The organism is Collinsella aerofaciens, assembly GCF_015546965.1.
In the GTDB taxonomy this organism is placed as follows: Bacteria; Actinomycetota; Coriobacteriia; order Coriobacteriales; family Coriobacteriaceae; genus Collinsella; species Collinsella aerofaciens_X.
Genome location: NZ_JADMUF010000006.1, coordinates 119,825 through 144,385 on the forward strand (window position 1 = coordinate 119,825; position 24,561 = coordinate 144,385).

A 24,561-nucleotide genomic window follows, 5' to 3' on the forward strand; every position below is an offset into this window, starting at 1 on the left:
CGACGGCAAGACGGTGAACGTGCACGTTAGGGTCACTGATAACAAGAACGGCACGCTAAAGGCGGTCGCCACCTACGACGGTGAGAAGGCCGTGCCGACCTTCACCAACACGAAGCCGACGGCGGACGTCACCGTCGAGGCCACGAAAGTTCTCGCGGGCAAGGCGCTGACGGACGGCGCGTTCACCTTCGGCCTGTACGACCAGGCCGGCAACGAGGTTGCCAAGGGCACCAACCACCAGGACGGCAAGGTCAAGCTGACCGTCAAGGGCCTGAACCTGGGCGAGTACGACTACACCCTGAAAGAGGAGAGCGCGGGCCAGACCGTCGACGGCGTGGTCTACGACTCCAAGACGGTGCAGGTCCACGTTAAGGTGGAGCAAGACGGTGACAACAACACGAAGGCGACCGTCACCTACGACGGTGCTGCTGCGGTGCCCGCCTTCAACAACACCTACGACGCGACGGGTTCTGCGACCCTGTCGGCGACCAAGACCATCAAGGTCGCGGACGGCTTCGACCACGCGACCGCGCCCGCGGACGGCGAGTTCACCTTCGACCTGAAGGATGCCGCCGGCAACGTGCTCGACACCGCGAAGAACGATGCAAACGGCAAGGTCAGCTTCACGCGCGAGTTCCAGCTCTCCGACTTGGACGGCGCCGCGAGCAAGGACTTCACCTACACCATCGTGGAGCAGCTGGGCGCGGAGCCGGGCATGGTCTACGACACCCATGCGCTCACCTACACGGTGAAGGTCACAGACGGCGGGAACGGAGCACTGAATGCGAAGGCGATCGTGACGAGCACATCCGGCCCGGAGACCTTCACCAACACCTACCAGCCGGTCGCGACCGGCCTGGCCCTCGGTGCGCAGAAGAGTTACGTGAAGAAGGACGACAACACGCCGATTGTACTCAAGGGCGGCGAGTTTACCTTCGATGTGTACGAGGGCAACCTGACGGCTGAGCAGCTTGCCGGGGCCAAGCCCGTCCGGACCGCGACCAACGACGCGAACGGAAGCGTCGGCTTCGACGCCTTCTCCTACGCGAAGCCGGGCACGCACGAGTACACCATCGTTGAGCGGAAGGGCGATCTGGCCTACGTGAACTACGACACCGCGGTGCACCATGCCGTGGTGACGGTTGCGGACAATGCCGGCACGCTGCAGGCGAGCGTCGCCTACGACGGTACGGACGCCACGAAGCCCACCTTCACCAACGCCTACGAGGCACAGGCGACGGACTCCGGTGCGATCGCCCTCACCAAGAGCGTTAACGTGCACGACGGCAGCTATCAGCTAAAGGCGGGAGATTTCGCCTTCGAGCTGATGGGGTCTGACGGCTCGGTGATCCAGACCCAGAAGAACGATGCCGACGGTATGGTTGCCTTCGACAAGCTGACCTTCGACCATGCGGGCACCTTTACCTACACGGTCCGCGAGGTGCAGCCGACGGACGACGCGCCGGGCGTGCCGGGCGTGACCTACACCGGCAAGACGTACACCCTGACCTACGTGGTGAAGGACAACAACGACGGCAAGCTGGTGGTAAAGAGCTCCACGGTGAAGCCGAGCGAGGGTACCGAGAACGGCGTCTCGCCCGAAACCATGGCGTTTACGAACAGCTACCAGCCGGGACAGACCTCCTACCAGATTTCTGGCACCAAGGTGCTTAAGAATGCCGACCCGGCCACCACGCGGACGCCCGCCGATGGCGAGTTCACGTTCGCGCTGATTGACGTGGCCACGGGGCAGGAGATCGACCGGACCACGAACGTAGGTAACGCGTTTACCTTTAAGGCCATCTCGTACACCGCGACTGGTTCGCATGCGTACCAGGTGAAGGAGGTTGCGGGCCATGATGGCACCATCACTTACAGCGATGCGGTGTTGGATGTGAAGGTGAGCGTGACCGACGACGGCAGCGGTCAGCTGACCGCGGCGGCGAACAAGACGGCTGCGGATCTGACCTTCACCAACACCTACACGCCGACGGCAACGACGGCGACGATTACCGGAACGAAGGCTCTGACCGGCCGCAACCTGGCCGAGGGTGAGTTCTCCTTCGACCTGAAGGACTCTGACGGTAACGTGGTGCAGACGGTGCAGAACGGCGCCGACGGCACGTTCGGCTTTACGCCGCTGCAGCTGGACAAGGTGGGGACGTACGTCTACACCTTGTCCGAGCGGGCAGGGGCGACGGCGAACGGCGTCACCTACGACACGACGGTCTTTACCGCGACGGTGACGGTGACGGAGAATGCGGAGACGCACGCGCTGGAGACGCAGGTTGCCTACAGCAAGGGCGGCAAGGCTGCGGATGCGGTGGCATTCAGCAACAGCTACGCGCCGGCCGCGACTGAGGTGAAGCTGGGGGCCTCCAAGGTGCTGAGCGGCGAAGACCTGAAGGAAGGGCAGTTCTCCTTCCAGCTGAAGGATGCCGACGGCAAGGTGCTGCAGACCGCCAAGAACGCGGCGGACGGCACGGTGGGCTTCGAGGCGATCTCGTACGACAAGCCCGGGACGTACACCTACAGCATCTCCGAGGTGGACGACGGTCAGAAGAACGTGACGTACGACGCGACCGAACACCAGGTAACGGTGACGGTGACGGACGACGGCGCGGGCCATCTGGTGGCGACGGTAGCCTATGGCGGTGACGTGGCGCCAGTGTTCAAGAACACGTACACGCCGCCGACCACCCCGCCGGTCAACCCGCCGACGAACCCGCCGAGCAAGCCGCCGGTGCTGAAGAAGGAGAAGCCGGGTCTGCCGGAGATGGGCGATACCAGCTTGTCGCCGATGGCCCTGGGCGGAATCGCGGGCGGCGCGGTGGTGCTGATCGCCGCAGGCGTGATTCTGCGGCGCCGGAACCGGTAGCTGCGGCGGCCGAGAGGGGCTTTAATTGAGGGCGGGTGGTCGCAGGGCGCGGCCGCCCGCCCTTTTTGGTGGAAGGCTATGCTAACCCGCCGTTTGCACGTCCAGCTCCGGATGGAACTCGTAGTCCGGCTCCACCATCTTCTTCCAGGTCTTCCTGTAGCGCCCGTCCTCGAGCTGCTCGCGCATGGGTGTCTGGCTGCGAAGGCTGTCCCCGACGGCTGGTCGTTTAAGAGCCTCCCCAGCGGCTACCTTAGGACGGTTTTCCCCTCCGAGAGTCAAGTCGCTAGCCCGAACCCGGGGCCGTCGTCGGAAACAGACAGCTTAACGCCTTCAGAGCCCGGCACCAGCACGCTTCAAAAAGCATCAGCGCATCTTCTTGCGCACGAAAAGGGCAGCCACGATCGCGGCCAAGAAGAGCACCGGCGCGACCCTGACGAAGACCCATTCGAATCCATGGTAGAGGGTGCCCGCGACGGCAAGCTCGGGATCGTCGAAGTCCCACTGCAGATACGGGCTCCCCAGCGCGGCCACGCATGTGAACGCCAGCGCGATAGCCGCGCAAACGGCGACGGAAACGCCGCACAGGACCTTCCTTTTCAGCTGCTGCTTGCGCGCGAGCTGGAGGTTGACGACCTCGAGCCTCTCGGCGATCGCCCTCAAGGCGTCCGCCTCCGGCTCCGAAACGGCCTCCCCGAGCAGGGTCGCAACGGGCACATCGAGCGTATCCGACAGCGAGACGAGCATGTCGGAGTCGGGAACCGAAAGCCCGCGCTCCCATTTCGAAACCGTCCGCCGCACCACGTTCAGCTTTATTGCCAGCTCTTCTTGCGAGAGGCCTCGCGATTTCCGGATCGCGCGGATGTTCTCGTTCAGCATGGGCTCCTCCTTCCCTCTTTGCTGAGCCAATTGTTGCCCGCAACGAGGCGTTGCGGCAAGCAACGGAAAGCGACATCGGAGCAAAAGCGGACGAAATCGCATCGAACTCCCAGTCTTTAGTCATCGGGGACGTTCTTTAGCGACTAGTCAAAAGGGACACTCTTTCGGCACTTAGGGACGTTCCTTTCCTGCCGGCACTTGGGGACAGTCCTTCACCTACACTCATATTGACGTTCGCCCTCGCGCTGCTGTACGCGGTCCCGGTCGCGCGCGTCGCGGATCGGTTTGAGGCGTAGGGGAGCAGGCTTGCCGCGTCTGGGCGAATGCATCTCAGATGCGGCCTTCGATATTGCCAGGGCGCCCTCTCCACCTTGCGGACGGCTCCTAGCAGTGCCCCGGTGCACCGCTGGAGAAGAGCCCCCATGCCTTCCGAAACGACACGAGCCCGCCGCGCTGCGTCTTGGCATTTTCATTCCCGCCGTAGACCACGGCGCGAGCAGAGGGGTCCAGACCGAGGTCGCGCTCCGATATGCCGGCCAGCGCGTCGAAGTACTTCGGCTTGTACGTGGCGGAGGATTTGATCTCCACGGCCTTCACGGCCCTGAGACCGCGCTGGACGAGGAGGTCGATCTCGTTCTTATTGCCGTCCCGCCAGAAGATCTCCAAGGATCTCACGACTTCTGGTCGCAAAATCTCGACCGTCACCGTGGGTGGCTACATTGGCGTGCCACGCGCAAGCCATCTCTTGTATGAGGCGCCTCGTTACGATATCCAGGGAAGGGGATGCCTCAACACGCTTGAGAAGTACTACTTGGGCGACCTTGGTTTGCGCTATTGGCTGCTTGGGCGCGATCAAGGTGACGTAGGGCATCGCGTTGAGGACGCCGTGTACCTTGAGCTGCGTCGCCGTTATAGGGATGTGATCGTGAGCGTTCTTCGCAAGGGCGAGATAGTCTTTGTGGTCCAAAGCGATGGCACAGTCTCACCTGCTTGGAAAGCGAGATAAAGTAGGGATTGGTCTTTCTAGCAGCAGGCCACTACGGGCGGCAGTTTGCTCGAGTCGAAGGTCTTGATCTGGTAGGTCATTTCCAGGTTGAGCCAGAACTCCGGGGTGGTCCCAAGGGCCTGCGAAAGAAGCCATGCCATTTCGGTCGTAATGGAGCGACGACCGTGAACGATGTCCGAAATCGCGGACTGTGGCTTATGGATGGCCTTGGCCAGACGGTATTGAGAGATCCCCATGGGCTCGAGGAACTCCTCGACGAGTATCTCGCCAGGTGTGGAGATGTAGCTATTGATGGTAATCACAGAACTCAATCCTCTCGGGTCCTTTATTGGTCCAAGCAAAACAGAGACGCCATTGAGAGTTGACCCTGATGCTGTATTGTCCCGCCCGGTCGCCCTTCAGCTTCTCCAGTCTGTTATTCGGAGGAATTCGGAGATCCCTAAGATCGCAGGCGGCGTCAAGGATCTGGAGTTTCCTGTACAGAGCTTTCCGGCAGTTTGGCGGAACGCGACGAGGAGTAAAGCGTTCGGGATCTATCCAAAAGAGCTCGATGTCGGAGTCTTTGAATTTCATAGCGTCTGATACTTCTGTTAAGCAGAAGTATACTCCTTTCCCTGGCGGTTTCAAAGAGGCGGGAGAGTATTTGCGTTTCCTTAGATCGAAGATGATTCCTATTTCGAGTGTAACGCCAAACGGGGAGAAACACAAACACATGTTCGTATTTATGATGAATTGGACAACCCTGACGTGATCCCCCCGGGCTCAAAAGCTATTAGTCATCAGGGGCGTTCTTTAACGACTAGTCAAAAGGGACACTCTCTCGGCACTTAGGGACGTTCCTTTCCTGCCGGCACTTGTGGACAGTCCTTCTCGTCTGGCAGCTGAAGACTGTCCCCGACGGCTAGTCGTTTAAGAACGTTCCCAACGACCACCTTGCACCAATCGCTCCGTTAAATCTTCTCCGTACGCTGCATCGCTGCCATCACTGCACTATCCTGTTATTCTGTTTTCCTTATCCGAACAGATACGACACAGGGGAGGCACCAGATGCAACCTCGACAACAGCGTGACGCGCGGCCCCAACCGGTGTGCAGCCGTCGCATCTTCCTAGGTAGTGCTCTTGCCGCGAGCGCTACCGTCGTCGCCGGCGCGCTCGCCGGCTGCCAGCGTCCGTCCACGCTTAAGGTGGTCCAGCCCACGACGGGCGGCGGTCGCGACGATCTGTCCGATTCCGTGATTGGCAAGGACAAGATCCGCATTGGCATGGAGGCCGCCTACGCCCCGTACAACTGGCAGGTTTCCGAGGCCAGCGAGTTCACCATCCCCATCGATAACGTGCAGGGCGCCTATGCCGACGGCTACGACGTGCAGATCGCCAAGGTCGTCTGCAAGGCCCTCGGCGGCGAGCCCGTCGCCGTTAAGCAGAGTTTCTCGGGTCTTATCGATTCGCTCAACAACGGCCAGATCGACCTCATCATCGCCGGCATGAGCGCCACGCCCGAGCGCGAGGAGTCGGTCGGCTTCTCCGACCCCTACTTCATCGGCTACTTTGGCCTGTTCGTAAAAGAGGGCTCGCCCTACCAAAACGCCACCAAGCTCAGCGATTTTAGCGGCGCCACGGTTCTAGGCCAAAAAGACACCATGCTCGATACCGTCATCGACGAGATCCCGGGCGTCGTGCACAAAAACCCGGTCGATTCCGTCCCTACGGTGTTCTCGAACCTGCTGCAGGGCACCTGCGACGCCGTGACGTACAACACCGAGAACGAGAAGGGCTATATGGCCCAAAATCCCGGTATCGTTCCCATTCATTTTGCCGAAGGCGAGGGCTTTAAGCAGGAGGTCGCGGCAAACGTCGGCTGCCGCAAGGGCTCAAAGAAGCTCCTCAAGCTTATTGACAAGGCCCTCAAGGGCATTAGCCAGGAGGAGCGCGACCAGATGTGGGACGCGTGCCTCGACCGTCAGCCGGCATAGGGAGGCAGCGTGAAGACCATCAATCGCCTGGCCTCCTTTATCAAGGCCGACCACCGTTATGTCTACTTGGGCACGAGCGTTATCGCGGCACTCGGCCTGGCCGCGAGCCAGCGCAACCCCACGCCGCTGAGCTTTTTGGCACCCACGGGCGTGTTCCAGGATTGCCTCTGGGCGATCCTGTGGGCTTGGATCGTCGTGTCGGCGGCGGCACTCGTCACCAAGCTCATGCATTGGAACGACTATCGCGAGAAGTCGCCGTTCGCGTCCGATCGCTTCCGCCGCGGCGCGCGTATGGGCAGCTACGCCGTGGTTGCCATCGCGGCGATCTTCTTTATCGACCGCTGCGTTATGTCGTTTATCGATCTGGTGCGGGTGAGCATTGTCTCGGACTCCAATCCCAGCGACTTTCTGTCGAGTCTGGTCTACATGACCTACAAGAGTGGCGACTTCTTTATCCGCGGCATTCAGATCACCATCGCGCTTGCCACCTTCGGCACCGTCATCGCATTCTTCCTGGCGCTGTTGCTGGTGTTCCTGCGTATCCAGACGTTCGATCGCGTGGACAATGACCTCACGCGCTTCTTTAAGAGCATTGGCCGAGGCTTTGCGACCGTCTACTCCACCATCGTGCGTGGCACGCCCATGATGGTGCAGGGCCTGCTCATCTACTACGCGGGCTTTACCGTTCTGCGCGGCATGGGCTTCGAGACGGCGCAGGCCAACCAGATCTGGAGCACCTTTACCGCGGGTCTCGTCACCATTTCGCTCAACTCCACCGCCTATATGATGGAGGTCCTGCGCGGCGGCATCGAGTCCATCGACCCCGGCCAGGCCGAGGCGGCGCGCTCGCTGGGTCTGTCGCAATGGCAGGCCATGCGCAAGGTCGTGTTCCCGCAGGGCATTAAGAACGCGATCCCTGCGCTCACCAACGAGCTCATCATCAACATCAAGGACTCGTCAGTGCTTTCGGTCATCGGCGTGTTCGACCTCATGTACGCCACTACCACCGTCGCCGGCGTGTACTACCGCCAGATGGAGGTCTACTGCGTGGCGCTCGTGGTCTACCTGATCCTGACGCTCGTGGCGAGCCGCCTGCTCGAGGCCTTTGGCAAAAAGCTCGGCGCCGAGGCTCCGGCCACGCTGCCAAGCTCCAACTAGGCGCAAGACGAGGAGATTCATCATGGCAGATACCGCCACTACCGGCGTTGCGGCCGCGCAAACCAAAGAGCCGCTCATCCGCGTTGAGGGCCTGCACAAGAGCTTTGGCTCGCTCGAGGTGCTCAAGGGCATCGACCTGGCCGTTAACCCCGGCGAGGTCGTCACCATCATCGGCGCCTCGGGCTCGGGTAAGTCGACACTGCTGCGTTGCCTCAACCTGCTCGAGACTCCGGACACGGGCCACATCTGGTTCCACGGCCAGGACCTCACGGCCGAGCGCTGCAACATCAACAAGCTGCGCGAGGACATCGGCATGGTGTTCCAGGGCTTTAACCTGTTCAACAACATGGATGTGCTCGACAACTGCACGCTCGCGCCCGTCACGCTCAAAAAGATGAGCAAGGCCGAGGCTGAAAAAATTGCGATGGAGCATCTGACGAGTGTGGGACTCGAAAAATTCGCGCACGCCGCCGTGGGTCGCCTGTCCGGTGGTCAAAAGCAGCGCGTGGCCATCGCTCGTGCTCTATGCATGAACCCGCAGATCATGCTGTTCGACGAGCCGACCTCCGCACTCGACCCCGAGATCGTGGGCGAGGTGCTCGAGGTCATGCGCAAGCTCGCTGCCGACGGCATGACTATGGTCGTCGTCACGCACGAGATGGCCTTTGCCCGCACGGTGTCCGACCGCGTGGTCTTCATGGACAAGGGCGTGGTGCTCGAGGATGCCGCGCCGGTCGAGCTCTTCGGCAACCCTAAGCACCAGCGCACCCGCGAGTTCCTCTCGCGTTATCTCGAGGACAAATAACCGACCGCAAACGCGTACGTGGCAGGGCCGCTCCGGTGGGGCGGCCCTCGTCATCACAATCGAAAGGATGTCATGGCCGAGGTTTGGCGCTTCTTTGCGCATGAGGATGATTTTGCCGATTTGGACAAGGCCGGCGCATGCGAGCGCCTGGGCCGTGTGCTGTCGTTTCCGACCATTTCGAGTATGGATGCCGAGGCGGTGGACTGGCAGCCGTTCGACGACCTGCGCGCGTATATGCAGCAGGCTTGGCCGAATGTATTTGCGGCGGGTAAGGCCGAGCTCATCGATCATTCGTTGCTGGTGACGCTTTCCGGCTCCGACCCCGCACTCAAGCCCGTTTTGCTCATGGGTCACATGGACGTGGTCCCCGTGGTGCCGGGCACCGAGGACGATTGGACGCATGCCCCCTTTAGCGGACATGTGGACGACACCTACATTTGGGGTCGCGGCGCCATCGATATGAAAGACCAGGTCGCAGGCATTCTCGAGGCGGTTGAGTATGCGCTGGCGCACGGTTGGCAGCACGAGCGCACGCTGCTCCTGGCCTTTGGCCAGGACGAGGAGACTACGCAGTACGGCGCAGGCGCCATTGGCCGCGTGCTCGAGGAGCGCGGCATTGAACTTGAATACCTGATCGATGAGGGTGACTACCGCATCGTTTCGGCTGCCGAGTACGGCGCGGGCGAGGACTGGCTCATGCACGCTGACCTTGCCGAGAAGGGCTACGCCGATATCGTGCTCAAGACGAAGAGTGAGGGTGGGCATTCCTCCAACCCCTACGGTGGCACTTCACTCGAGGTGCTCAGCCGTGCCATCACCGCAATCTGCGATACCGAGTGGCCGACGCGCGTCACGGGCCTGCTTGCCGCACAGCTCGTCGAGCTGGGGCTCTACACGGCGGATGAGATTGCCATCAACAAGGATGCCATTGTCCGCGATTGCCTCGCCAGCAAAAAGCTCTATCCGCTCGTGACCACCACCTGTGCACCGACCCAAATCGAGGGCGGCAGCACCGGCGCCAACGTAATGCCGCAGGATATGTGGGCCAATATCAACTTCCGCATGCTCGAGGGCACGAGCGTGGCCGACGTTGTGGCGCGCTGCCGCGAGGCGGTTGCCGCGGCGGGCCTTGTCGGACGTGTGGAGGTCGAACTCGGCCCCGGCAGCTCTGAGCCCTCGCCGTCCCCGCGTGTCGGTGGACCGGGACTCGAGGCCGTTCGCGCCATTGCCGCCCGCTACTTCCGTGATCCAAAGGGGACGGATGAAAACGGATCATTCGAGCCAGTGGCAATTGTGCCCTCGACCGTGATCGGTGCGACCGACGCAGCCAACTACCAGCACATTTGCCCTGAGTGCATTCGCTTCTCGGCCTTTGTGGTTGATGACGACGAGTGTGATCGCGGCGTCCACGGCACCAACGAGCGCATCACCCGCCGCGCCTACCTCCAGGGCATTCGCTTCCTCGTCGCTCTACTCCAAACGCTCTAGAATGCGACAAGGCGATAGTCCCTTTGTTAGCCGTTGGGGACGTCCACTCATTCCGTGCGGGTTATATGCAGGTTTGCCTGCGCACGCTATCATGTATGGGTTAGACCGCAATTATGTACCCCATACGCGAAGGGATGCGCATGTATCTGAAGATCGACATGTTCTAGCCGGGCTTACCCCCGCAGCGGCGCCCCGCGCCCCATCAACTCTGCCGATTTTCACCTTCACGCATATAAAGGAGTCCCGCCATGCGCGACAAGCTCGAAAAGATCATCAAGGCCTACGAGGAGCTCGAGAAGAAGCTTTCCGACCCGGCCGTCGCCTCCGATATCAAGGAGTTCACGCGTCTCAACAAGGAGTACGCGCACCAGTCCGACCTCATCGCCGCCTCGCGCGAGTACATCGGCGCGCTCGATGACATCGAGGCTGCCAAGGAAATGCTGCACGATACCACCGATGCCGATGAGAAGGAGATGCTCCAGATGGACATCTCCGAAAACGAGGCCAAGCTCCCCCAGCTCGAGGAAGACATCAAGTACATGCTCATCCCGAGCGACCCCAACGACGACAAGAACACCATCGTCGAGATTCGCTCCGCCGCCGGTGGCGACGAGGCGGCCATCTTTGCCGGCGACCTCTACAAAATGTACCAGCGCTTTTGCGAGTCGCGTGGCTGGAAGACTACCGTGCTCGATTCCAGCCCCAGCGAGGCCGGCGGCTTTAAGTCCATTGAGTTCAAGGTCGAGGGCGACCGCGTCTACTCCGTCATGAAGTTCGAGTCCGGCGTGCACCGCGTCCAGCGCGTTCCCAAGACCGAGTCCCAGGGCCGTATCCAGACCTCCACGGCAACTGTCGCCGTGCTTCCCGAGGCCGAGGAGATCGACGTCCAGATCAACCAGTCCGACCTGCGCATTGACACCTACTGCGCCTCCGGCCCTGGCGGTCAGTGCGTTAACACCACTTATTCTGCCGTGCGCATCACCCACCTGCCCACCAACACCGTGGTGCAGTCGCAGGAACAGCGCTCCCAGATTCAGAACCGCGAAGTCTGCATGCAGATGCTGCGCGCTCGTCTGTACGAGATGGAGCTCGAGAAGCAGCAGGCAGAGCTCGGTGCCGAGCGCCAGAGCCAGATCGGCCACGGCAACCGTTCCGAGAAGATCCGTACCTATAACCAGCCCCAGGACCGCGTGACCGATCACCGCATCGGTTTCAACTCCACCTACAACGGCGTCCTTCTGGGCGATCAGCTCGGCATCGTCATCGAGGCGCTCGCCGCCGCCGAGCGAGCCGAGAAGCTGGCACAGGCTGTTTAGTGGGTTACGCGGTTTTGCCAAACCGCGTAACGGCTTGACGCTGCGCGCCGCCCAGAGCGACAATTTGTCATTCAAAAGGCAAGGCATGACCAGAAGGTCTATGCCTTGCCTTTTTCATGCCAACTTGTTCGCTCTGGACGTCGCTCGCTGTCCGTCCTCTACCTGCGGCGTTGCCTTGCTCCGGATGCGGTATGCTCAACCTGCGGCGCCTTAGAGGTAGTCATTGGGGACGTTCTTAAATGACTAGGTTGGGTAAATTACTTTTCGAGTTTATTTAATCTGTTTTGTTAGAAATTAAGCTGCCTACCTGTTCAAAGTAATTAACAGCCTTCATCTGCTATTGAAAATATTGCTCGAATAATCGTCCAAGAAGACGCGGTGCATTTTTTGATGCGTCGCGCGTCAAGCGATGTGGCAAGTTCTTGGTTAGATATTGGTCAGTTTTGGGTCAACCTTGCCAAAAGCTTGACGGATGCAGATTTAGACGTCGACGAATGGGCACTTCAGATGGGTTCCAAGCAAAATTCTGGGCTGATTCTCGATAATTGCCTTCAATCGTCCCTTGCCAAGCGCTGGCCTCGCGTACAATCTGCTCCGACATTCGCGCGCCGTCCGGCGCTTAAGAGGGGAGGGCCCCATGGCAAACGAGATTTGGACCATCAAGCGTTGTCTCGAGTGGACCAAGGAGTACCTGGCCGAGCGCGGCGAGGAGCACCCCCGTCTTTCTGCCGAGTGGCTGCTGTGCGCAGCTACGGGTCTGGCGCGTATCGACTTATATATGCGCATGGACGAGACGCTCGACGCAGCGCAGCTCGAGACCATGCACGCGGCGGTCGTCCGTCGCGCGAAGGGCGAGCCGCTGCAGTACATCACCGGTAGCACGCAGTTTCGCATGATCGACGTCGCGTGCGCCCCCGGTGTGCTCATCCCGCGCCCCGAGACCGAGATGCTCGTCGAAGAAGTTCTGAACTATCTGGATGCCGAGGTGCTGAGCCCCGAGGCCGCTGCCCGCCAGCGCGTGGAGCTGCCTTGGAACGATGAGGTCGAGCAGGCCCGCAAAGCCGAGGCGGCGCTGGCTGACGAACGCGCGGCCGCCGAGCGCCGTGCCGCCAACCTGACGGCCGCCGATGAGGCTGCGCTGGGTAGCGACGTGCTCGGTAGCCGCGCCTATGCCGAGGAACTGGCCGACCGCGAGGCCGAGGAAGCCGCCGCGCAGGCAGCAGAAGCCGAAGCGGCAGAAGCAGAGGCCATGGAAACCCCCGAGCCCGAGCTCGACGAATACGGCATCGCCATTGAGGACAACGACCAACAGGCGACTCCCGCGCAAGATGCCGCCGAGGCCAACGTATCTGCCCCAGCCGAGCCCCGCACTGCCCGCGTTCTCGAGGTCGGCTGCGGCACGGGCTGCATTTCGCTCTCCCTTGCCTGGGAGCGCCGCGGGCACGTTACCTGCACTGCTACCGATATCGAGCCGCGCGCCATCGACCTTGCTACCAAAAACCGCGATGCGCTTGGCCTCACGTCCGACGAGGTCGCCTTCAGCCTCACAAACCTGGTGAGCTCCATTCCCCGCGAAGAGTGGGGCACCTTTGACGTACTCGTCTCCAACCCGCCCTACATCCCCACCGATGTCATGCGCTCGCTGCCGCATGAGGTCAAGGACTTTGAGCCCGATCTGGCGCTCGAGGGCGGTGCCGACGGTCTCGATATCTTCCGCCGCCTGCTCAACGCGGCGCCCTACATGCTGCGTGCCGGCGGCCTGTTTGCCTGCGAGCTCTACGAGGGCGCGCTCGACGCCGCGGCCGAGCTCTGTCGTCAAGCAGGCCTTTCGGACGTGCGTATCGTCCACGACCTCACCGATCGTCCCCGCATCGTTCGAGCCATCGTCACCGAGCCCAAACAGCGTATTTAAGCTGAATAAATAGACATTTGCGCAAGTTTGTCCTTGCAATATACCGTAAAACTTCTACTATAGAAGGAGAAAGGTATGTCAAATCAGCTGCATCGGTACCGTATCGTGCTTGATTACATTGAACCTTGGCTTGATGAGCAGGATGAAGCTACGCTGAAGCAGATTTATGCAGACCTTTTGGTGCTCGAGAAGGAAGGTCCCAGCCTTGGTCGTCCGCTGGTTGACCGCGTAAAGGGCTCGAAGCTTCATCATTTAAAGGAGTTGAGAGTGACGTCGTGTGGTGGGCAGGTGATTCGCATCCTCTTCGCCTTTGACCCCAAGCGCCAGGCGGTATTGCTATTGGCGGGTGATAAGTCGCGAGCGGGATCGTCAAGGGCAAAATGGAACGGTTGGTATGCGATCAACATTCCAAGGGCCGAGCAAATATACCGTCGCCACGTAAGGAGGCTCGATCGAGATGGAATTGCATGAGTATATGGAATCTCGCGGGATAACACGCGACTCCATTACCGCCGAGCAGGAGAGGACTCGCGATCGTATCGAAGCCTATAAGCTTGCTCAGATTCGCAGGTTAAAAGATCTAACACAGGCGTCGGTCGCCCAGTCGATGGGCGTTTCTCAAAAACGTGTATCCGAGCTCGAGCGTGGGGAGTTGGGTTCGATGAGGCTCGACACGCTGAGCAGGTACGCAGAGAGCCTCGGCGGAAAACTGGTTGCAAGCATCGAGTTTCCCGATCGCACCGTTACGCTTGCTCGCTAAAAATCTTCAATTAACCCCCTCACTTTCACCGACTACTAGAGCCGCTCACCAAACCAACATGCGCTCTGGGCAAATAGGTTGAACGTTTCGTGCGAGAATGCCCCACAGTAAACAAACTTGCACCAGAGCGTAAGGGGCTGGCATACACATGCAGACGGTCTATCGGGTATACGAGGGAGCGCGCGAGCCGCATCGGCTTGCAGTCGAGCGCACGGCCGAGCTACTCGGTCGCGGCGGCCTGGCGCTTATTCCAACCGAGACGGTCTACGGTGTCGCCGTGGCGGTCAACGCTTTCTCGGATGCCGTTCCACAAGATACAAGTGAGCCTCTGCCGTGGCCGCGCGATCCGCAGGCCACCGTCAACGGCGCCGCGGTCCCTGCACTCGGTACCGGCTATCGTCGTATCTTTACTCTCAAGCAGCGCGAGCTCACCCAAACGGTTGCCTGGCTGGTCGATGATGCCGAGGCACTCGACCGCTATGGCGTGGATATTCCCAATGAGGCCCGCGTGCTCGCCCGACGATGCTGGCCGGGCGCCCTGACTATCGTGGTCAAGGCGGCCCCCTGCGTGCCGACCTTTATGCGCGCCGCCGACGACACGGTGGCACTTCGCGCTTCGGCCTCGCCCGTGGTGCAAGCGCTCATCCGCACCTGCGGCAGCCCTCTTGCCTGCACCAGCGCCAACACGCATGGCGCGCCCGCGCCGGCAAGTTTTGTCACGGTGGAGGAGCGCATCCTGGAGGGGGTCGATGTGGCTGTCGACGCCGGTGAGACCCCGTGTCGCGACGCCTCAACCATCGCGTCGTTTCAGCACGGCGAGCTCCGGATCCTGCGCCAAGGCGCGCTTCCCGCATCAGAGATCGAACGGGTCCTGTCCGACCCGATGCAATAGAAAGGTGTAAGCGATGTCGTTGAATCTAGGTAGCCTGGGTATGGAAGACGCCTCGTTTAGCTTTGGCGGTTCCTACATCATGGCGCTCGACTGCGGCACCACCTCGGTACTCGCGACCATCGTCGACGAGTACGGCTGCATCGTCGCCCAGGCGCGCCGTAGCGTCAAAACCAGCTTCCCGCGCCCCGGCTGGGTGGAGCAGGATCCCACGGAGGTGCTTGCCAGCCAGATCGGCGTGATGATGGAGGTCCAGTTTAAGAGCGGCATCCATTCTGACCGCATCGCCGCCATCGGTATCTCCAACCAGCGCGAGACCACGGTGGTGTGGGACCGCATAAGCGGCCAACCCATCTATAACGCCATCGTGTGGCAATGCCGTCGCACCGCACCTCTGATCGACGATCTGGTCGAGCAGGGCGCAGAAGAACTGGTGCGCTCCCGCACGGGACTCACGCTCGATCCGTATTTCTCGGCCTCCAAGGTGCAGTGGATCCTCGACAACGTCGATGGTGCGCGTGAGAGCGCGGCGGCGGGCGACCTCATGTTCGGCACCATCGACACCTGGCTCATCTACAACCTCACCGGCGGTCAGGTCTTTGCCACCGACTACACCAATGCCAGCCGCACCGCGCTCTTTAATATCCATACGCTCGATTGGGACGACGATCTGCTGGCGCTTTTCGACGTCCCGCGTTCCATGATGCCCGAGGTTCGTTGGAGCTCGGGCGACTACGGCCGCGTTGCGAGCGACATCATGACCAACATGCCACCCATCATGGGCGTGGCGGGCGACCAGCAGGCGTCGCTGTTCGGCCACTGCTGCTTCCATCCCGGCCAGACCAAAAACACCTATGGCACGGGCTGCTTTATGCTCATGAACACCGGCGACGAGATCGTCGAATCCAAGAACGGTTTGGTCTCCACGATCGGTATCGCCGCGGACGGCAAGATCAGCTATGCGCTCGAGGGTTCTATCTTTGCCGCCGGCTCAACCATGAACTGGCTGCGCAACAACATGGGCATCATCTCGAGCGTGAGCGAGTCCGCGCAACTCGCCACTTCGATTAACGACAACGAGGGCTGCTACTTCGTTCCCGCCTTCGCAGGCCTGGGCGCTCCCTGGTGGGACCCGCATGCTCGCGGTATCGTGTGCGGCCTGACCGGCGCCTCGAGTCGCGCGACCATTGTGCGTGCGGCTTGCGAGTCCATGGCCTACCAGAGCTATGACGTGCTGCGCGCCATGGAGCAGGACGTGGGACTTTCGATTGAGCGCCTGTCCGTCGATGGCGGTGCCTCGCGCAACGAGTTCATCATGCAATTCCAGGCCGATCTGCTGGATATCCCCGTGCTGCAGTGCGAGACGGTGGAGACCACGGCGATCGGCGCCGCGTACTTGGCGGGCCTTGCTGTCGGCTATTGGGAGGATTTGGAGGAGCTGGAGCAAAACGCTCAGATCGTCAAAGTCTTCCATCCTCACATGTCCGCCGAGCGCCGTGAGAGCAACCTCGCTGGTTGGCGTGATGCCGTCAAGCGTTCGCTCAACACCGCTCAGTAGGGTTGCGACGAGCTGCTCGATACAACAAACCGTTAAACTTATGCACGGCGCGCGACAACAACGTCGCCATGCGTCTTGTCAGCAAGGCCATCTTCCGGCCGCAATGAAAGGGGCATCAACCCATGACCGTCACCTACGATACGTCCCGTGTGACCCTTGTCGATCACCCACTCGTCCAGCACAAGCTGTCGATCTTGCGCGACAAGAGCACTGGCACCAACCAGTTCCGCCAGCTTGTGCGCGAGCTTGCGCTCTTTGACGGCTACGAGGCCATGCGCGACCTGCCCATGGAAGACGTCGAGGTCGAGACCCCCATCACCACCGCAACGTTTAAGCAGCTTGCCGGCAAGAAGCTCGCCATCGTTCCCATCCTGCGCGCAGGCCTTGGCATGGTCGATGGCATCCTCGACTTGGTACCCTCCGCTCGCGTGGGCCACATCGGTATGGAGCGCGACGAGGTTACTCACGAGCCGCATGAGTATTACTGCAAGATGCCCAAGGATATCGACCAGCGCATCTGCCTGGTTGTCGACCCCATGCTCGCCACGGGCGGTTCGGCCGAGATGGCCATCAGCTACCTGCGCGAGCGCGGTGTCAAGGATATCCGCATGCTGTGTATCGTCGCCGCGCCCGAGGGCCTCAAGTCGCTGACCGAAAAGGACCCCGACGTACATATTTATACGTGTGCCATCGACGACCATCTCAACGAGGCCGCCTACATCGTTCCCGGCCTGGGCGACGCCGGAGACCGCATCTACGGCACGCTGTAATCTCTGGGCCATACCGGCTAACGTCGAAAATACGAAGAAATGGTGCGCGCGGGCGAGCAAAAGTCGTCCACGCGCACTTCTGTTAACGGACGTTTTGCGCTGAGGGGTTCGAAAAAACGTATTACCGTACCTGCGGCATAAAGAAGGCCTTAAGAAAACGTACAGGTGCGTATTAACCGTTTGTTTTACGGTTGTACTTTAGCGATTGGCTCGTACAATAGTCACCAATGTTTGGCTGGGACTGTGCTGTGAGGCGTTAAAAAAGGAAAGTGAGGACGCCAGTGTTTCAGATAGCCGATCTGCTCGCTATCGTTGCAGGCGCCATCGCGGGCGCAATTGCCTTCCTTCCCTTTGTTTTTACGCTCAAGCCGGTTCTTGACGATAAACAGAATGCGGACATGCTCAAGGGCATGGTGAGCCTGGCGGTCTCGGCAGTCGCCCTGCTCGTCTTTACCTTGGTTGTGTTTGCGTTGTTCGGAGAGGCATTTCGCATGTTCCTCCTGGGCGAGGCGATCGGCTTCGTGGCCTTTATGGCCGCCTGCACGGTTCGCGTCGCCAAGGCGCTGCGAGATCCTCATGAGGTCGAAAGGTAAGTCGTGGAAATTTTTGAAAAGCTGCCTGATGAGATTAATCATCTGGTCAGCGAGTTCAGCTCCACCCCTGTCGTGGGCGATCTGAGCTGCGGCATCACGCAGTACTCGTTTTGGCTGATCGTCTCCACGATCGTGCTCCTGATCGTCCTGGCCGTGTTCAAGAAGAAGCAGACCCTGGTTCCCAAGGGCTTCTTCGTCAACGGTTTCGAGTACATCATCGAGTACGTCGAGAACGATATCGGCAAGGGCGTCGTGGGTGAGAACTGGAAGAAGCACTTCCCGTTCCTGTGCTCGCTTTTCCTGTTCATCCTGATCAATAACATGATCGGCCTGATCCCGGGAATGAAGCCCGGCACCGGCGCAATCGGCTCCACCGCCGCGCTCGCCATCTTCGCCTTCGTGTACTTCATCTACTACGGATGCAAGGCTCACGGCGTGATCGGCTACATCAAGAGCCTCGCCCCGCAGGGCGTGAGCTTCCCGATGAACGTGCTCGTGTGGGTCGTCGAGCTCTTCTCGACCTTCCTGCGCCTCATCACGCTCGCCGTCCGTCTGTTCTGCAACATGTTCGCAGGACACGTGGTCATGGGATCGTTCGCCATCATGGCGAGCATGTTCATGCAACCGCTGCTTCAGCAGGTTTCCGCGGCCCACGCCGTCGGCGCCCTGCCTTCGCTGGCCTGGCTTGCCATCCTCATCCTGATCTATGCGATCGAGCTTGTGGTCGGCGCCATCCAGGCTTACGTCTTCACGGTCCTTACCGCCGTGTATGTCTCCGAGGCAGAGGAGGTCGCGGAGGAGGAGTAATCTTCCGTTCGCGCCTTAATGGTAAGGCAATTCGTTAAACCGCCGGTGCCCGTACCCATGGAGCCCGGCAGTTATAAAAAGGTTATCCTGCGTGAAATAAGACACGCACGACAAAGGAGGAATCGTGGGAGTTATCGGTTACGGTCTCGGTGTTATCGGCGCTGGTCTTGCTATCGGCCTGTCTGCTCTGGGTGCTACGGGTGCTATGGCCCGTCAGCCTGAGGTCCAGGGCCGCGTGTTCACCGTCTTCATCATGGGCTCCGCCTTCGGCGAGGCTCTGGCTCTGATCGGCTTCGTTGTCGCGCTGATCGTTAAATAGCACGGAGCGTCAAGTATGAATCTTTCATCCCAGAAGAGCGCGATCGCACTCTCCGCGTCCGCGGCCGCGCTGCTCATGCCGGTTTCCGCGTTCGCCGAGGACGGCGCTGCCGGTGCGGACATCCTCATCCCTAAGATGGCGGAGTTCATCCCGGCGCTTATCGCCTTCCTGATCATCTGGATCGTGCTGGCCAAGGTCGCCCTGCCGGGCATCATGAAAACCATGGAGGAGCGCGGCAAGAAGATCGAGGAGAGCCTCGACGAGGCCGAGAAGACCAAGCAGGAGGCTATCGCCAAGCGCGCTGAGTCCGACTCGATCGTCACCGACGCCCGTCGTCAGGCTGCCGACATCGTTCTCGAGGCCCGTAAGGACGCTGAGTCCGAGCGCGCCCGTATCATCGAGGCTGCCCACAAGGAGGCCGAGGAGATCATCGCCAAGGCTCACACGACCGTCGAGGACGAGCGCAAGTCCATCTACGCCGGTGCCGCGAGCTCCATCGCCGACCTGTCCGTTGCTGTCGCCACCAAGATCGTGGGCGAGGCACTCGAGGACGAGGGCGAGCAGAAGAAGCTCATCGAGCGCTACATCCAGGAAGCAGGTAGCCTGAATGCCGACTAGCCGCTATCAGGACAAGGTGCTCGAGACCTACGCGCGCTCCCTTTTGGAAGCCGCCAAGGCCGAGAACCATGTGTTCGAGGACCTCGAGATGATCGAGCGTCTGGCTAGCGCCAGCCCCGAGATCATCGCCGTGCTCGACACCATGTCCAAGCGCGACCAGCTCGACCTTCTTCCCAAGGTGGCAGCTGCCTTTAAGTATGTTGCCGAGGAAGACGAGGATGTAGTGGGCGTGACCGTCACCACGGCGATCCCGCTCGACGACGAGCTGCGTCAAACCATCACTAAGAAATGCGAGCAGGACTTCGGCCGCAAGGTATTCCTTATCGAGCAGGTCGACCCGTCTATTGTGGGCGGCCTGGTGCTCGAGGCCCGCGGCGAGCGTCGTGACATTTCCGTCAAGACGCAGCTGCGCATCGCGCAGGAGACCCTCGCAAACTCTGCTAATTCGTACGGAGGTGAAGCCTAATGTCCGAAACCCTCAATGCCCAGGATATCGCCAAGAAACTGCAGGAGCAGCTCACGAGCCTCTCCGCGACGGTCGATACGCATGAGGTTTCAACGGTCGACGAGGTAGGCGACGGCATCGCGCGCGTCTCCGGCCTCAAGAGCGCCATGGCAGGCGAGCTTCTGGAGTTCAAGAGCTCCGATACCGGTGAGACCGTCTTCGGCCTTGCCCAGAACCTTGACCGTGACGAGGTCGGCGCCGTTCTGTTCGGTGCCGTCGACTCCATCAAGGAAGGCGACGAGTGCCGCACCACTGGCCGCATTATGGATATCCCCGTGAGCCGCGCCATGCTCGGCCGCGTCGTCAATCCGCTCGGCCAGCCCATCGACGGTCTGGGCGACATCGTCGCCACGCACCGTCGCCCCATCGAGTTCAAGGCCCCCGGCGTCATCGACCGTACCCCGGTGTGCGAGCCGGTTCAGACCGGCTTGTTGGCCATCGACTCCATGGTGCCTATCGGCCGTGGTCAGCGTGAGCTCATCATCGGCGACCGTAAGACCGGTAAGACTGCCATTGCCATCGACGCTATCCTCAATCAGCGCGGCAAGGGCATGGTCTGCATCTATGTCGCCATCGGCCAGAAGGCCTCCACGGTTGCCAACATCCGCGAGACCCTCGCTCAGCACGGTGCGCTCGACTACACCATCATCGTTTCGGCCACCGCTGCCGATTCCGCCCCTATGCAGTACATCGCGCCTATGGCCGGTGCCGCTATCGGCGAGTTCTTCATGTACAACGGCGAGGACGGCAAGCCCGCCAGCGAGACCAACCCCGGCGGTCACGTGCTCGTCATCTACGACGACCTGTCCAAGCAGGCTGTGGCCTACCGTCAGATGTCGCTGACGCTGCATCGTCCGCCCGGACGCGAGGCCTATCCTGGCGACATCTTCTACTTGCACTCTCGTCTGCTCGAGCGTGCCGTCAAGATGTCCAAGAAGAACGGCTACGGCTCCATGACGGCACTGCCGATTATCGAGACCCAGGACGGCGACGTCTCGGCCTACATTCCGACCAACGTCATTTCCATTACCGATGGTCAGATCTACCTGCAGTCCGAGCTCTTCTTCCAGGGTCAGCGCCCGGCAGTCGACGTGGGTATCTCCGTGTCCCGCGTCGGTGGCGATGCTCAGACCAAGGCCATGAAGCAGGTCGCCGGCAACCTTCGTCTGGACCTCGCTTCGTACCAGGAGCTCGCCGGCTTTACGCAGTTCGGCTCCGACCTTGACGAGGCTACTCAGAAGCAGCTGACCCACGGCGCTCGCATGACCGAGCTCCTGAAGCAGCCGCGCTACAAGCCGTTCGAGGTTGGTGAGCAGATTGTTACGCTGTTCGCTGGCAACGAGGGCTTCCTGGATGACCTGGAGATCGCCGACGTGCTGCCTTTCCGTGCCGAGCTCATCGAGTACATGGACAATGGTTTTGGCTCGTTGCTCGACAAGGTTCGCGCCAAGAAGATCGACGACGACACCAAGGCCGAGCTCTTGCGTGTCATCGGTGACTTCAAGCAGCAGTTCATGGCCAAGCACCATGCCGATACGACTGGATCAGAGGAGAACTAAGCCCTATGGCCAACCTTCGCGACATTAAGAAGCGAATCTCCTCGGTTACCACGACCAAGCAGATCACGCGCACGATGGAGATGGTCTCTACGGCCAAGATCCGTCGTGCCCTCGATCGCTCCAAGCAGGCCGAGCCCTATAAGGAGGCGCTGACCGACGTCATGTTGACGGTCGCCGGCGACGCCTCCTGCTCGGGCACCGATCCCATGCTGCAGAAGCATGAGAGCGTCAAGCATGGCCTGATTGTCGTCATTGCCTCGGACCGCGGCCTTGCCGGCGGTTTCAATACGACGGTGGAGCGCACGGCCGAAAAGCTCGCCGCTTCTTGGGCGAACGACGGCATCGAGTGCGAGATCATCGCGTGTGGGCGTAAGCCGGCCACGTATTTCCGCGACCGCGCAAACGTCGCCATGCACTTTGAGGGCAATTCCTCCGAGCCCGATTTCAATCAGGCCCGCATGATCTCCTCTCATATCTGCGATGCGTATCGAGCCGGTGAGCTTGACCGCGTCGAGCTTGTCTACCACCACGCCAAGAACCGCGTGGATCAGGAGCTTCGCGTCGAGCATTTGCTGCCGCTCGACCCCGAGATGATCGCTATGGCCCACGGTCCGCGTAAGAACGAGACCGACGCCCCTAAGCGCATCTCGTCCACGTTCGAGTTCGTGCCCTCTCCCGAGCATGTTCTCGGCAAGCTTGTGCCGTCATATATCCTGACGGTCATCTACCAGGCCCTGATCGATTCGGCGGCCGCCGAGCAGGGTGCGCGCCGCAAGGCCATGCACTCCGCAACGGAAAACGCCACCGCGATCATCTCGACCCTTACCCGCACGTATAGTCGCGTGCGCCAGGCTTCGATCACGACCGAGATCAACGAGATCGTCGGCGGAGCCTCAGCATTGGAGGAACAGTAATGGCTAATAACACCGTAAAGCTTGCGGTCGAGGAAGCCACCAAGAAGACGACTGCCGGTGATGGTCGCATCGTGCGTATCATCGGCCCTGTCGTCGACGTCAAGTTTGACGGTGCGGTGCCCCCGATCTACAACGCGCTCACGGTCGAGGCCGAGACCCCGATCGGTCACCTGAGCACGATTCTCGAGGTTGAGAGCCAGCTTCCGGGCGGCGTCGTCCGCACGGTCGCCATGTCCTCGACCGACGGTCTGCAGCGTGGTCTAACCGCCACCGATACCGGTGAGCCCATGAAGATGCCCGTTGGCCCCAAGACGCTCGGCCGAATTTGGAACGTCATGGGCAAGCCTGTCGACGGTAAGCCCATGCCCGAGGTGGAGGAGTTCTATCCCATCCACCACGCAGCGCCCCGCTTCGACGAGCTCACCACCAAGACCGAAATCTTCGAAACCGGCATCAAGGCCGTTGACCTGCTCGAGCCCTACATCCGTGGCGGCAAAACGGGTCTGTTCGGCGGCGCCGGCGTCGGCAAGACCGTTCTGATTCAGGAGCTCATCAACAACCTCGCCCAGGAGCACGGCGGCACCTCGGTGTTCACCGGTGTCGGCGAGCGTACTCGTGAGGGCACCGACCTGTTCCTCGAGATGAGCGAGTCTGGCGTTATCGACAAGACCTGCTTGGTCTATGGTCAGATGAACGAGCCGCCTGGAGCGCGTCTGCGCATCGGTCTGGCCGGCCTTACCACCGCTGAGTACTTCCGCGATCGCGGCCAGGACGTTCTGCTGTTCATCGACAACATCTTCCGCTTCTCCCAGGCCGGTTCCGAGGTTTCCGCACTGCTGGGTCGTATGCCGTCCGCCGTCGGTTACCAGCCTACGCTGGCTACCGAGATGGGTGACCTCCAGGAGCGCATTACCTCGACCAAGACGGGTTCCATTACCTCCGTCCAGGCTGTCTACGTCCCCGCAGACGACCTGACCGACCCGGCGCCTGCCACGACGTTCACGCACCTCGACGCCACCACAGTTCTTTCGCGTAGCATTTCGTCGCTTGGTCTGTTCCCGGCTATCGACCCGCTCGCGTCTTCCTCCGACGCTCTCGATCCCTCGATCGTCGGCGAGGAGCACTACCGCGTCGCCGTCAAGGTCCAGGAGCTTCTGCAGGAGTACTCCGACCTTCAGGACATCATCGCCATTCTGGGTATGGACGAGCTGTCCGAGGAGCAGCGCCTTACGGTCAACCGTGCCCGTAAGATCCAGCAGTTCCTCTCCCAGTCCTTCCACGTCGCCGAGAAGTTCACCGGCAACCCCGGTGTCTATGTCCGCGTCGAGGATACCGTCCGCTCCTTCGCCGAGATTGTCGACGGCAAGGCCGATGACCTGCCCGAGCAGGCGTTCCGCTATGCTTCCACGATTGAGGACGTGCGCGAGCGCGCCCGCAAGATGGGGGAGAAGTAGGTTATGCGTATCCGCATCGTGTGCCCCGTGAGCTGCGCCTATGAGGGCGACGCTGCGTTTGTGTCGATTCCGTCCACGGATGGCGAGTTTGGCGTTCTGCCTGCTCACTCCAGCGAAATCTGCACGATCGACCGCGGTTACGTTCGCGTTTCCGATAAGGCCATGGGCACTGTCGACCACACGTTTGCCGTGGCCGGCGGCTATGCCCAGGTTGCGGACGATGTCGTGACCGTCCTCGCCGAGCGCGCTTGCGATTTGGCGACCGTCGATGCCGACAAGGTTAAAGCTGATATTCAAGGTTTTGAAGAGAAGCTGGGTAATTTGTCGGAGGATGATGCACGCCGCGCCTACCTCTATAATGAAATCGCATGGTGTAAGCTCAAGCTTGCCCAATAGTCAAAC

Annotated in this window: 25 protein-coding genes; 21 read left to right on the forward strand and 4 right to left on the reverse strand. The window is 60.8% G+C overall.

Annotated features, from left to right (window positions below; all coding sequences use genetic code 11):
- On the forward strand, positions 1-2,878 hold a 2,878-nt coding region (locus tag I1M21_RS05715; protein WP_195192792.1), incomplete at its 5' end, for a Spy0128 family protein.
- A gap of 363 nt (positions 2,879-3,241) precedes the next feature.
- Here I1M21_RS05715 and I1M21_RS05720 read toward each other — a convergent pair.
- The 4 genes from I1M21_RS05720 to I1M21_RS05735 form a co-directional block, all read right to left on the reverse strand.
- A complete protein-coding gene (locus tag I1M21_RS05720; protein WP_195192793.1) occupies positions 3,242-3,754 on the reverse strand; it encodes a helix-turn-helix domain-containing protein in 513 nt (170 codons plus the stop codon).
- Positions 3,755-4,138: 384 nt separating this feature from the next.
- The gene (locus I1M21_RS05725) at positions 4,139-4,420 is read right to left on the reverse strand and encodes a DUF4143 domain-containing protein (protein ID WP_195192794.1); all 282 of its coding nucleotides are present in this window, start codon (positions 4,418-4,420) and stop codon (positions 4,139-4,141) included.
- A 357-nt stretch (positions 4,421-4,777) separates the two neighbouring features.
- Positions 4,778-5,062, reverse strand: coding sequence for a HigA family addiction module antitoxin (locus I1M21_RS05730; protein ID WP_195192795.1), 285 nt, complete (start codon positions 5,060-5,062; stop codon positions 4,778-4,780).
- The gene (locus I1M21_RS05735) at positions 5,046-5,474 is read right to left on the reverse strand and encodes a type II toxin-antitoxin system RelE/ParE family toxin (RefSeq protein WP_324248730.1); all 429 of its coding nucleotides are present in this window, start codon (positions 5,472-5,474) and stop codon (positions 5,046-5,048) included. Before I1M21_RS05735 ends, I1M21_RS05730 begins: the two co-directional genes overlap by 17 nt.
- Positions 5,475-5,807: 333 nt before the next feature.
- Between I1M21_RS05735 and I1M21_RS05740 the strand changes: the two genes are divergently transcribed.
- The 20 genes from I1M21_RS05740 to atpC all read left to right on the forward strand — a co-directional run bounded on the left by I1M21_RS05740 (position 5,808) and on the right by atpC (position 24,555).
- Positions 5,808-6,734, forward strand: coding sequence for a transporter substrate-binding domain-containing protein (locus tag I1M21_RS05740; RefSeq protein WP_195192797.1), 927 nt, complete (start codon positions 5,808-5,810; stop codon positions 6,732-6,734).
- Between the two features lie 9 nt (positions 6,735-6,743).
- A complete protein-coding gene (locus tag I1M21_RS05745) occupies positions 6,744-7,892 on the forward strand; it encodes an amino acid ABC transporter permease (RefSeq protein ID WP_195192798.1) in 1,149 nt (382 codons plus the stop codon).
- 22 nt (positions 7,893-7,914) lie between these two features.
- Positions 7,915-8,697: an amino acid ABC transporter ATP-binding protein gene (locus I1M21_RS05750; RefSeq protein ID WP_195192799.1), complete on the forward strand. Its 783-nt coding sequence runs from the start codon at positions 7,915-7,917 to the stop codon at positions 8,695-8,697.
- A 72-nt stretch (positions 8,698-8,769) separates the two neighbouring features.
- The gene (locus I1M21_RS05755) at positions 8,770-10,185 is read left to right on the forward strand and encodes a M20/M25/M40 family metallo-hydrolase (protein WP_195192800.1); all 1,416 of its coding nucleotides are present in this window, start codon (positions 8,770-8,772) and stop codon (positions 10,183-10,185) included.
- Between the two features lie 248 nt (positions 10,186-10,433).
- Positions 10,434-11,501 (forward strand): peptide chain release factor 1, encoded by a 1,068-nt coding sequence (gene prfA / locus I1M21_RS05760; RefSeq protein WP_195192801.1) that lies wholly within the window; start codon positions 10,434-10,436, stop codon positions 11,499-11,501.
- Positions 11,502-12,138: 637 nt separating this feature from the next.
- On the forward strand, positions 12,139-13,413 hold the full coding sequence (locus tag I1M21_RS05765) for a N5-glutamine methyltransferase family protein (protein ID WP_022094269.1): 1,275 nt from the start codon (positions 12,139-12,141) through the stop codon (positions 13,411-13,413).
- A 75-nt stretch (positions 13,414-13,488) separates the two neighbouring features.
- A complete protein-coding gene (locus tag I1M21_RS05770) occupies positions 13,489-13,884 on the forward strand; it encodes a type II toxin-antitoxin system RelE/ParE family toxin (protein ID WP_195192802.1) in 396 nt (131 codons plus the stop codon).
- Positions 13,871-14,173, forward strand: a complete 303-nt coding sequence (locus I1M21_RS05775; RefSeq protein ID WP_006235701.1) for a helix-turn-helix domain-containing protein — start codon at positions 13,871-13,873, stop codon at positions 14,171-14,173. The genes I1M21_RS05770 and I1M21_RS05775 overlap by 14 nt, the downstream gene beginning before the upstream one ends.
- A 148-nt stretch (positions 14,174-14,321) precedes the next feature.
- A complete protein-coding gene (locus I1M21_RS05780) occupies positions 14,322-15,065 on the forward strand; it encodes an L-threonylcarbamoyladenylate synthase (protein ID WP_195192803.1) in 744 nt (247 codons plus the stop codon).
- A 13-nt stretch (positions 15,066-15,078) separates the two neighbouring features.
- Positions 15,079-16,620, forward strand: coding sequence for a glycerol kinase GlpK (gene glpK, locus I1M21_RS05785; protein WP_195192804.1), 1,542 nt, complete (start codon positions 15,079-15,081; stop codon positions 16,618-16,620).
- A gap of 122 nt (positions 16,621-16,742) precedes the next feature.
- Positions 16,743-17,390 (forward strand): uracil phosphoribosyltransferase, encoded by a 648-nt coding sequence (gene upp / locus I1M21_RS05790; RefSeq protein ID WP_118376863.1) that lies wholly within the window; start codon positions 16,743-16,745, stop codon positions 17,388-17,390.
- 281 nt (positions 17,391-17,671) lie between these two features.
- A complete protein-coding gene (locus I1M21_RS05795) occupies positions 17,672-17,983 on the forward strand; it encodes a hypothetical protein (RefSeq protein ID WP_118376864.1) in 312 nt (103 codons plus the stop codon).
- Positions 17,984-17,986: 3 nt separating this feature from the next.
- The gene (atpB, locus tag I1M21_RS05800) at positions 17,987-18,790 is read left to right on the forward strand and encodes a F0F1 ATP synthase subunit A (protein ID WP_022094263.1); all 804 of its coding nucleotides are present in this window, start codon (positions 17,987-17,989) and stop codon (positions 18,788-18,790) included.
- 124 nt (positions 18,791-18,914) lie between these two features.
- Entirely contained in the window at positions 18,915-19,109 is a 195-nt protein-coding gene (locus I1M21_RS05805; RefSeq protein ID WP_022094262.1) for an ATP synthase subunit C-like protein, read from the forward strand.
- Between the two features lie 15 nt (positions 19,110-19,124).
- Positions 19,125-19,727 (forward strand): F0F1 ATP synthase subunit B, encoded by a 603-nt coding sequence (gene atpF, locus I1M21_RS05810; protein WP_195192805.1) that lies wholly within the window; start codon positions 19,125-19,127, stop codon positions 19,725-19,727.
- A complete protein-coding gene (locus I1M21_RS05815; protein WP_006235713.1) occupies positions 19,717-20,193 on the forward strand; it encodes a F0F1 ATP synthase subunit delta in 477 nt (158 codons plus the stop codon). Before atpF ends, I1M21_RS05815 begins: the two co-directional genes overlap by 11 nt.
- Positions 20,193-21,791: a F0F1 ATP synthase subunit alpha gene (atpA, locus tag I1M21_RS05820; protein WP_117736599.1), complete on the forward strand. Its 1,599-nt coding sequence runs from the start codon at positions 20,193-20,195 to the stop codon at positions 21,789-21,791. The genes I1M21_RS05815 and atpA overlap by 1 nt, the downstream gene beginning before the upstream one ends.
- Positions 21,792-21,796: 5 nt before the next feature.
- Positions 21,797-22,705 carry an ATP synthase F1 subunit gamma gene (atpG, locus tag I1M21_RS05825; protein WP_195192806.1) on the forward strand — a complete coding sequence of 303 codons (909 nt, stop codon included), beginning with the start codon at positions 21,797-21,799 and terminating at the stop codon, positions 22,703-22,705.
- Positions 22,705-24,159, forward strand: a complete 1,455-nt coding sequence (gene atpD, locus I1M21_RS05830) for a F0F1 ATP synthase subunit beta (RefSeq protein WP_195192807.1) — start codon at positions 22,705-22,707, stop codon at positions 24,157-24,159. Before atpG ends, atpD begins: the two co-directional genes overlap by 1 nt.
- Positions 24,160-24,162: 3 nt before the next feature.
- Positions 24,163-24,555: an ATP synthase F1 subunit epsilon gene (gene atpC / locus I1M21_RS05835; RefSeq protein ID WP_117630038.1), complete on the forward strand. Its 393-nt coding sequence runs from the start codon at positions 24,163-24,165 to the stop codon at positions 24,553-24,555.
- The last annotated feature ends 6 nt before the right edge of the window (positions 24,556-24,561 follow it).

What these genes read in the sequence shown, in the direction of transcription:
- prfA (WP_195192801.1), top strand. Translation starts at nt 10,434, where the DNA reads ATGCGCGACAAGCTCGAAAAGATCATCAAGGCCTACGAGGAGCTCGAG.
- atpG (WP_195192806.1), top strand. Translation starts at nt 21,797, where the DNA reads ATGGCCAACCTTCGCGACATTAAGAAGCGAATCTCCTCGGTTACCACG.
- atpD (WP_195192807.1), top strand. Translation starts at nt 22,705, where the DNA reads ATGGCTAATAACACCGTAAAGCTTGCGGTCGAGGAAGCCACCAAGAAG.
- atpA (WP_117736599.1), top strand. Translation starts at nt 20,193, where the DNA reads ATGTCCGAAACCCTCAATGCCCAGGATATCGCCAAGAAACTGCAGGAG.
- I1M21_RS05770 (WP_195192802.1), top strand. Translation starts at nt 13,489, where the DNA reads ATGTCAAATCAGCTGCATCGGTACCGTATCGTGCTTGATTACATTGAA.
- atpF (WP_195192805.1), top strand. Translation starts at nt 19,125, where the DNA reads ATGAATCTTTCATCCCAGAAGAGCGCGATCGCACTCTCCGCGTCCGCG.
- I1M21_RS05780 (WP_195192803.1), top strand. Translation starts at nt 14,322, where the DNA reads ATGCAGACGGTCTATCGGGTATACGAGGGAGCGCGCGAGCCGCATCGG.
- atpC (WP_117630038.1), top strand. Translation starts at nt 24,163, where the DNA reads ATGCGTATCCGCATCGTGTGCCCCGTGAGCTGCGCCTATGAGGGCGAC.
- I1M21_RS05720 (WP_195192793.1), bottom strand. Translation starts at nt 3,754, where the DNA reads ATGCTGAACGAGAACATCCGCGCGATCCGGAAATCGCGAGGCCTCTCG.
- I1M21_RS05740 (WP_195192797.1), top strand. Translation starts at nt 5,808, where the DNA reads ATGCAACCTCGACAACAGCGTGACGCGCGGCCCCAACCGGTGTGCAGC.
- I1M21_RS05750 (WP_195192799.1), top strand. Translation starts at nt 7,915, where the DNA reads ATGGCAGATACCGCCACTACCGGCGTTGCGGCCGCGCAAACCAAAGAG.
- I1M21_RS05755 (WP_195192800.1), top strand. Translation starts at nt 8,770, where the DNA reads ATGGCCGAGGTTTGGCGCTTCTTTGCGCATGAGGATGATTTTGCCGAT.
- I1M21_RS05815 (WP_006235713.1), top strand. Translation starts at nt 19,717, where the DNA reads ATGCCGACTAGCCGCTATCAGGACAAGGTGCTCGAGACCTACGCGCGC.
- I1M21_RS05765 (WP_022094269.1), top strand. Translation starts at nt 12,139, where the DNA reads ATGGCAAACGAGATTTGGACCATCAAGCGTTGTCTCGAGTGGACCAAG.
- I1M21_RS05775 (WP_006235701.1), top strand. Translation starts at nt 13,871, where the DNA reads ATGGAATTGCATGAGTATATGGAATCTCGCGGGATAACACGCGACTCC.
- upp (WP_118376863.1), top strand. Translation starts at nt 16,743, where the DNA reads ATGACCGTCACCTACGATACGTCCCGTGTGACCCTTGTCGATCACCCA.
- glpK (WP_195192804.1), top strand. Translation starts at nt 15,079, where the DNA reads ATGTCGTTGAATCTAGGTAGCCTGGGTATGGAAGACGCCTCGTTTAGC.
- I1M21_RS05735 (WP_324248730.1), bottom strand. Translation starts at nt 5,474, where the DNA reads ATGTGTTTGTGTTTCTCCCCGTTTGGCGTTACACTCGAAATAGGAATC.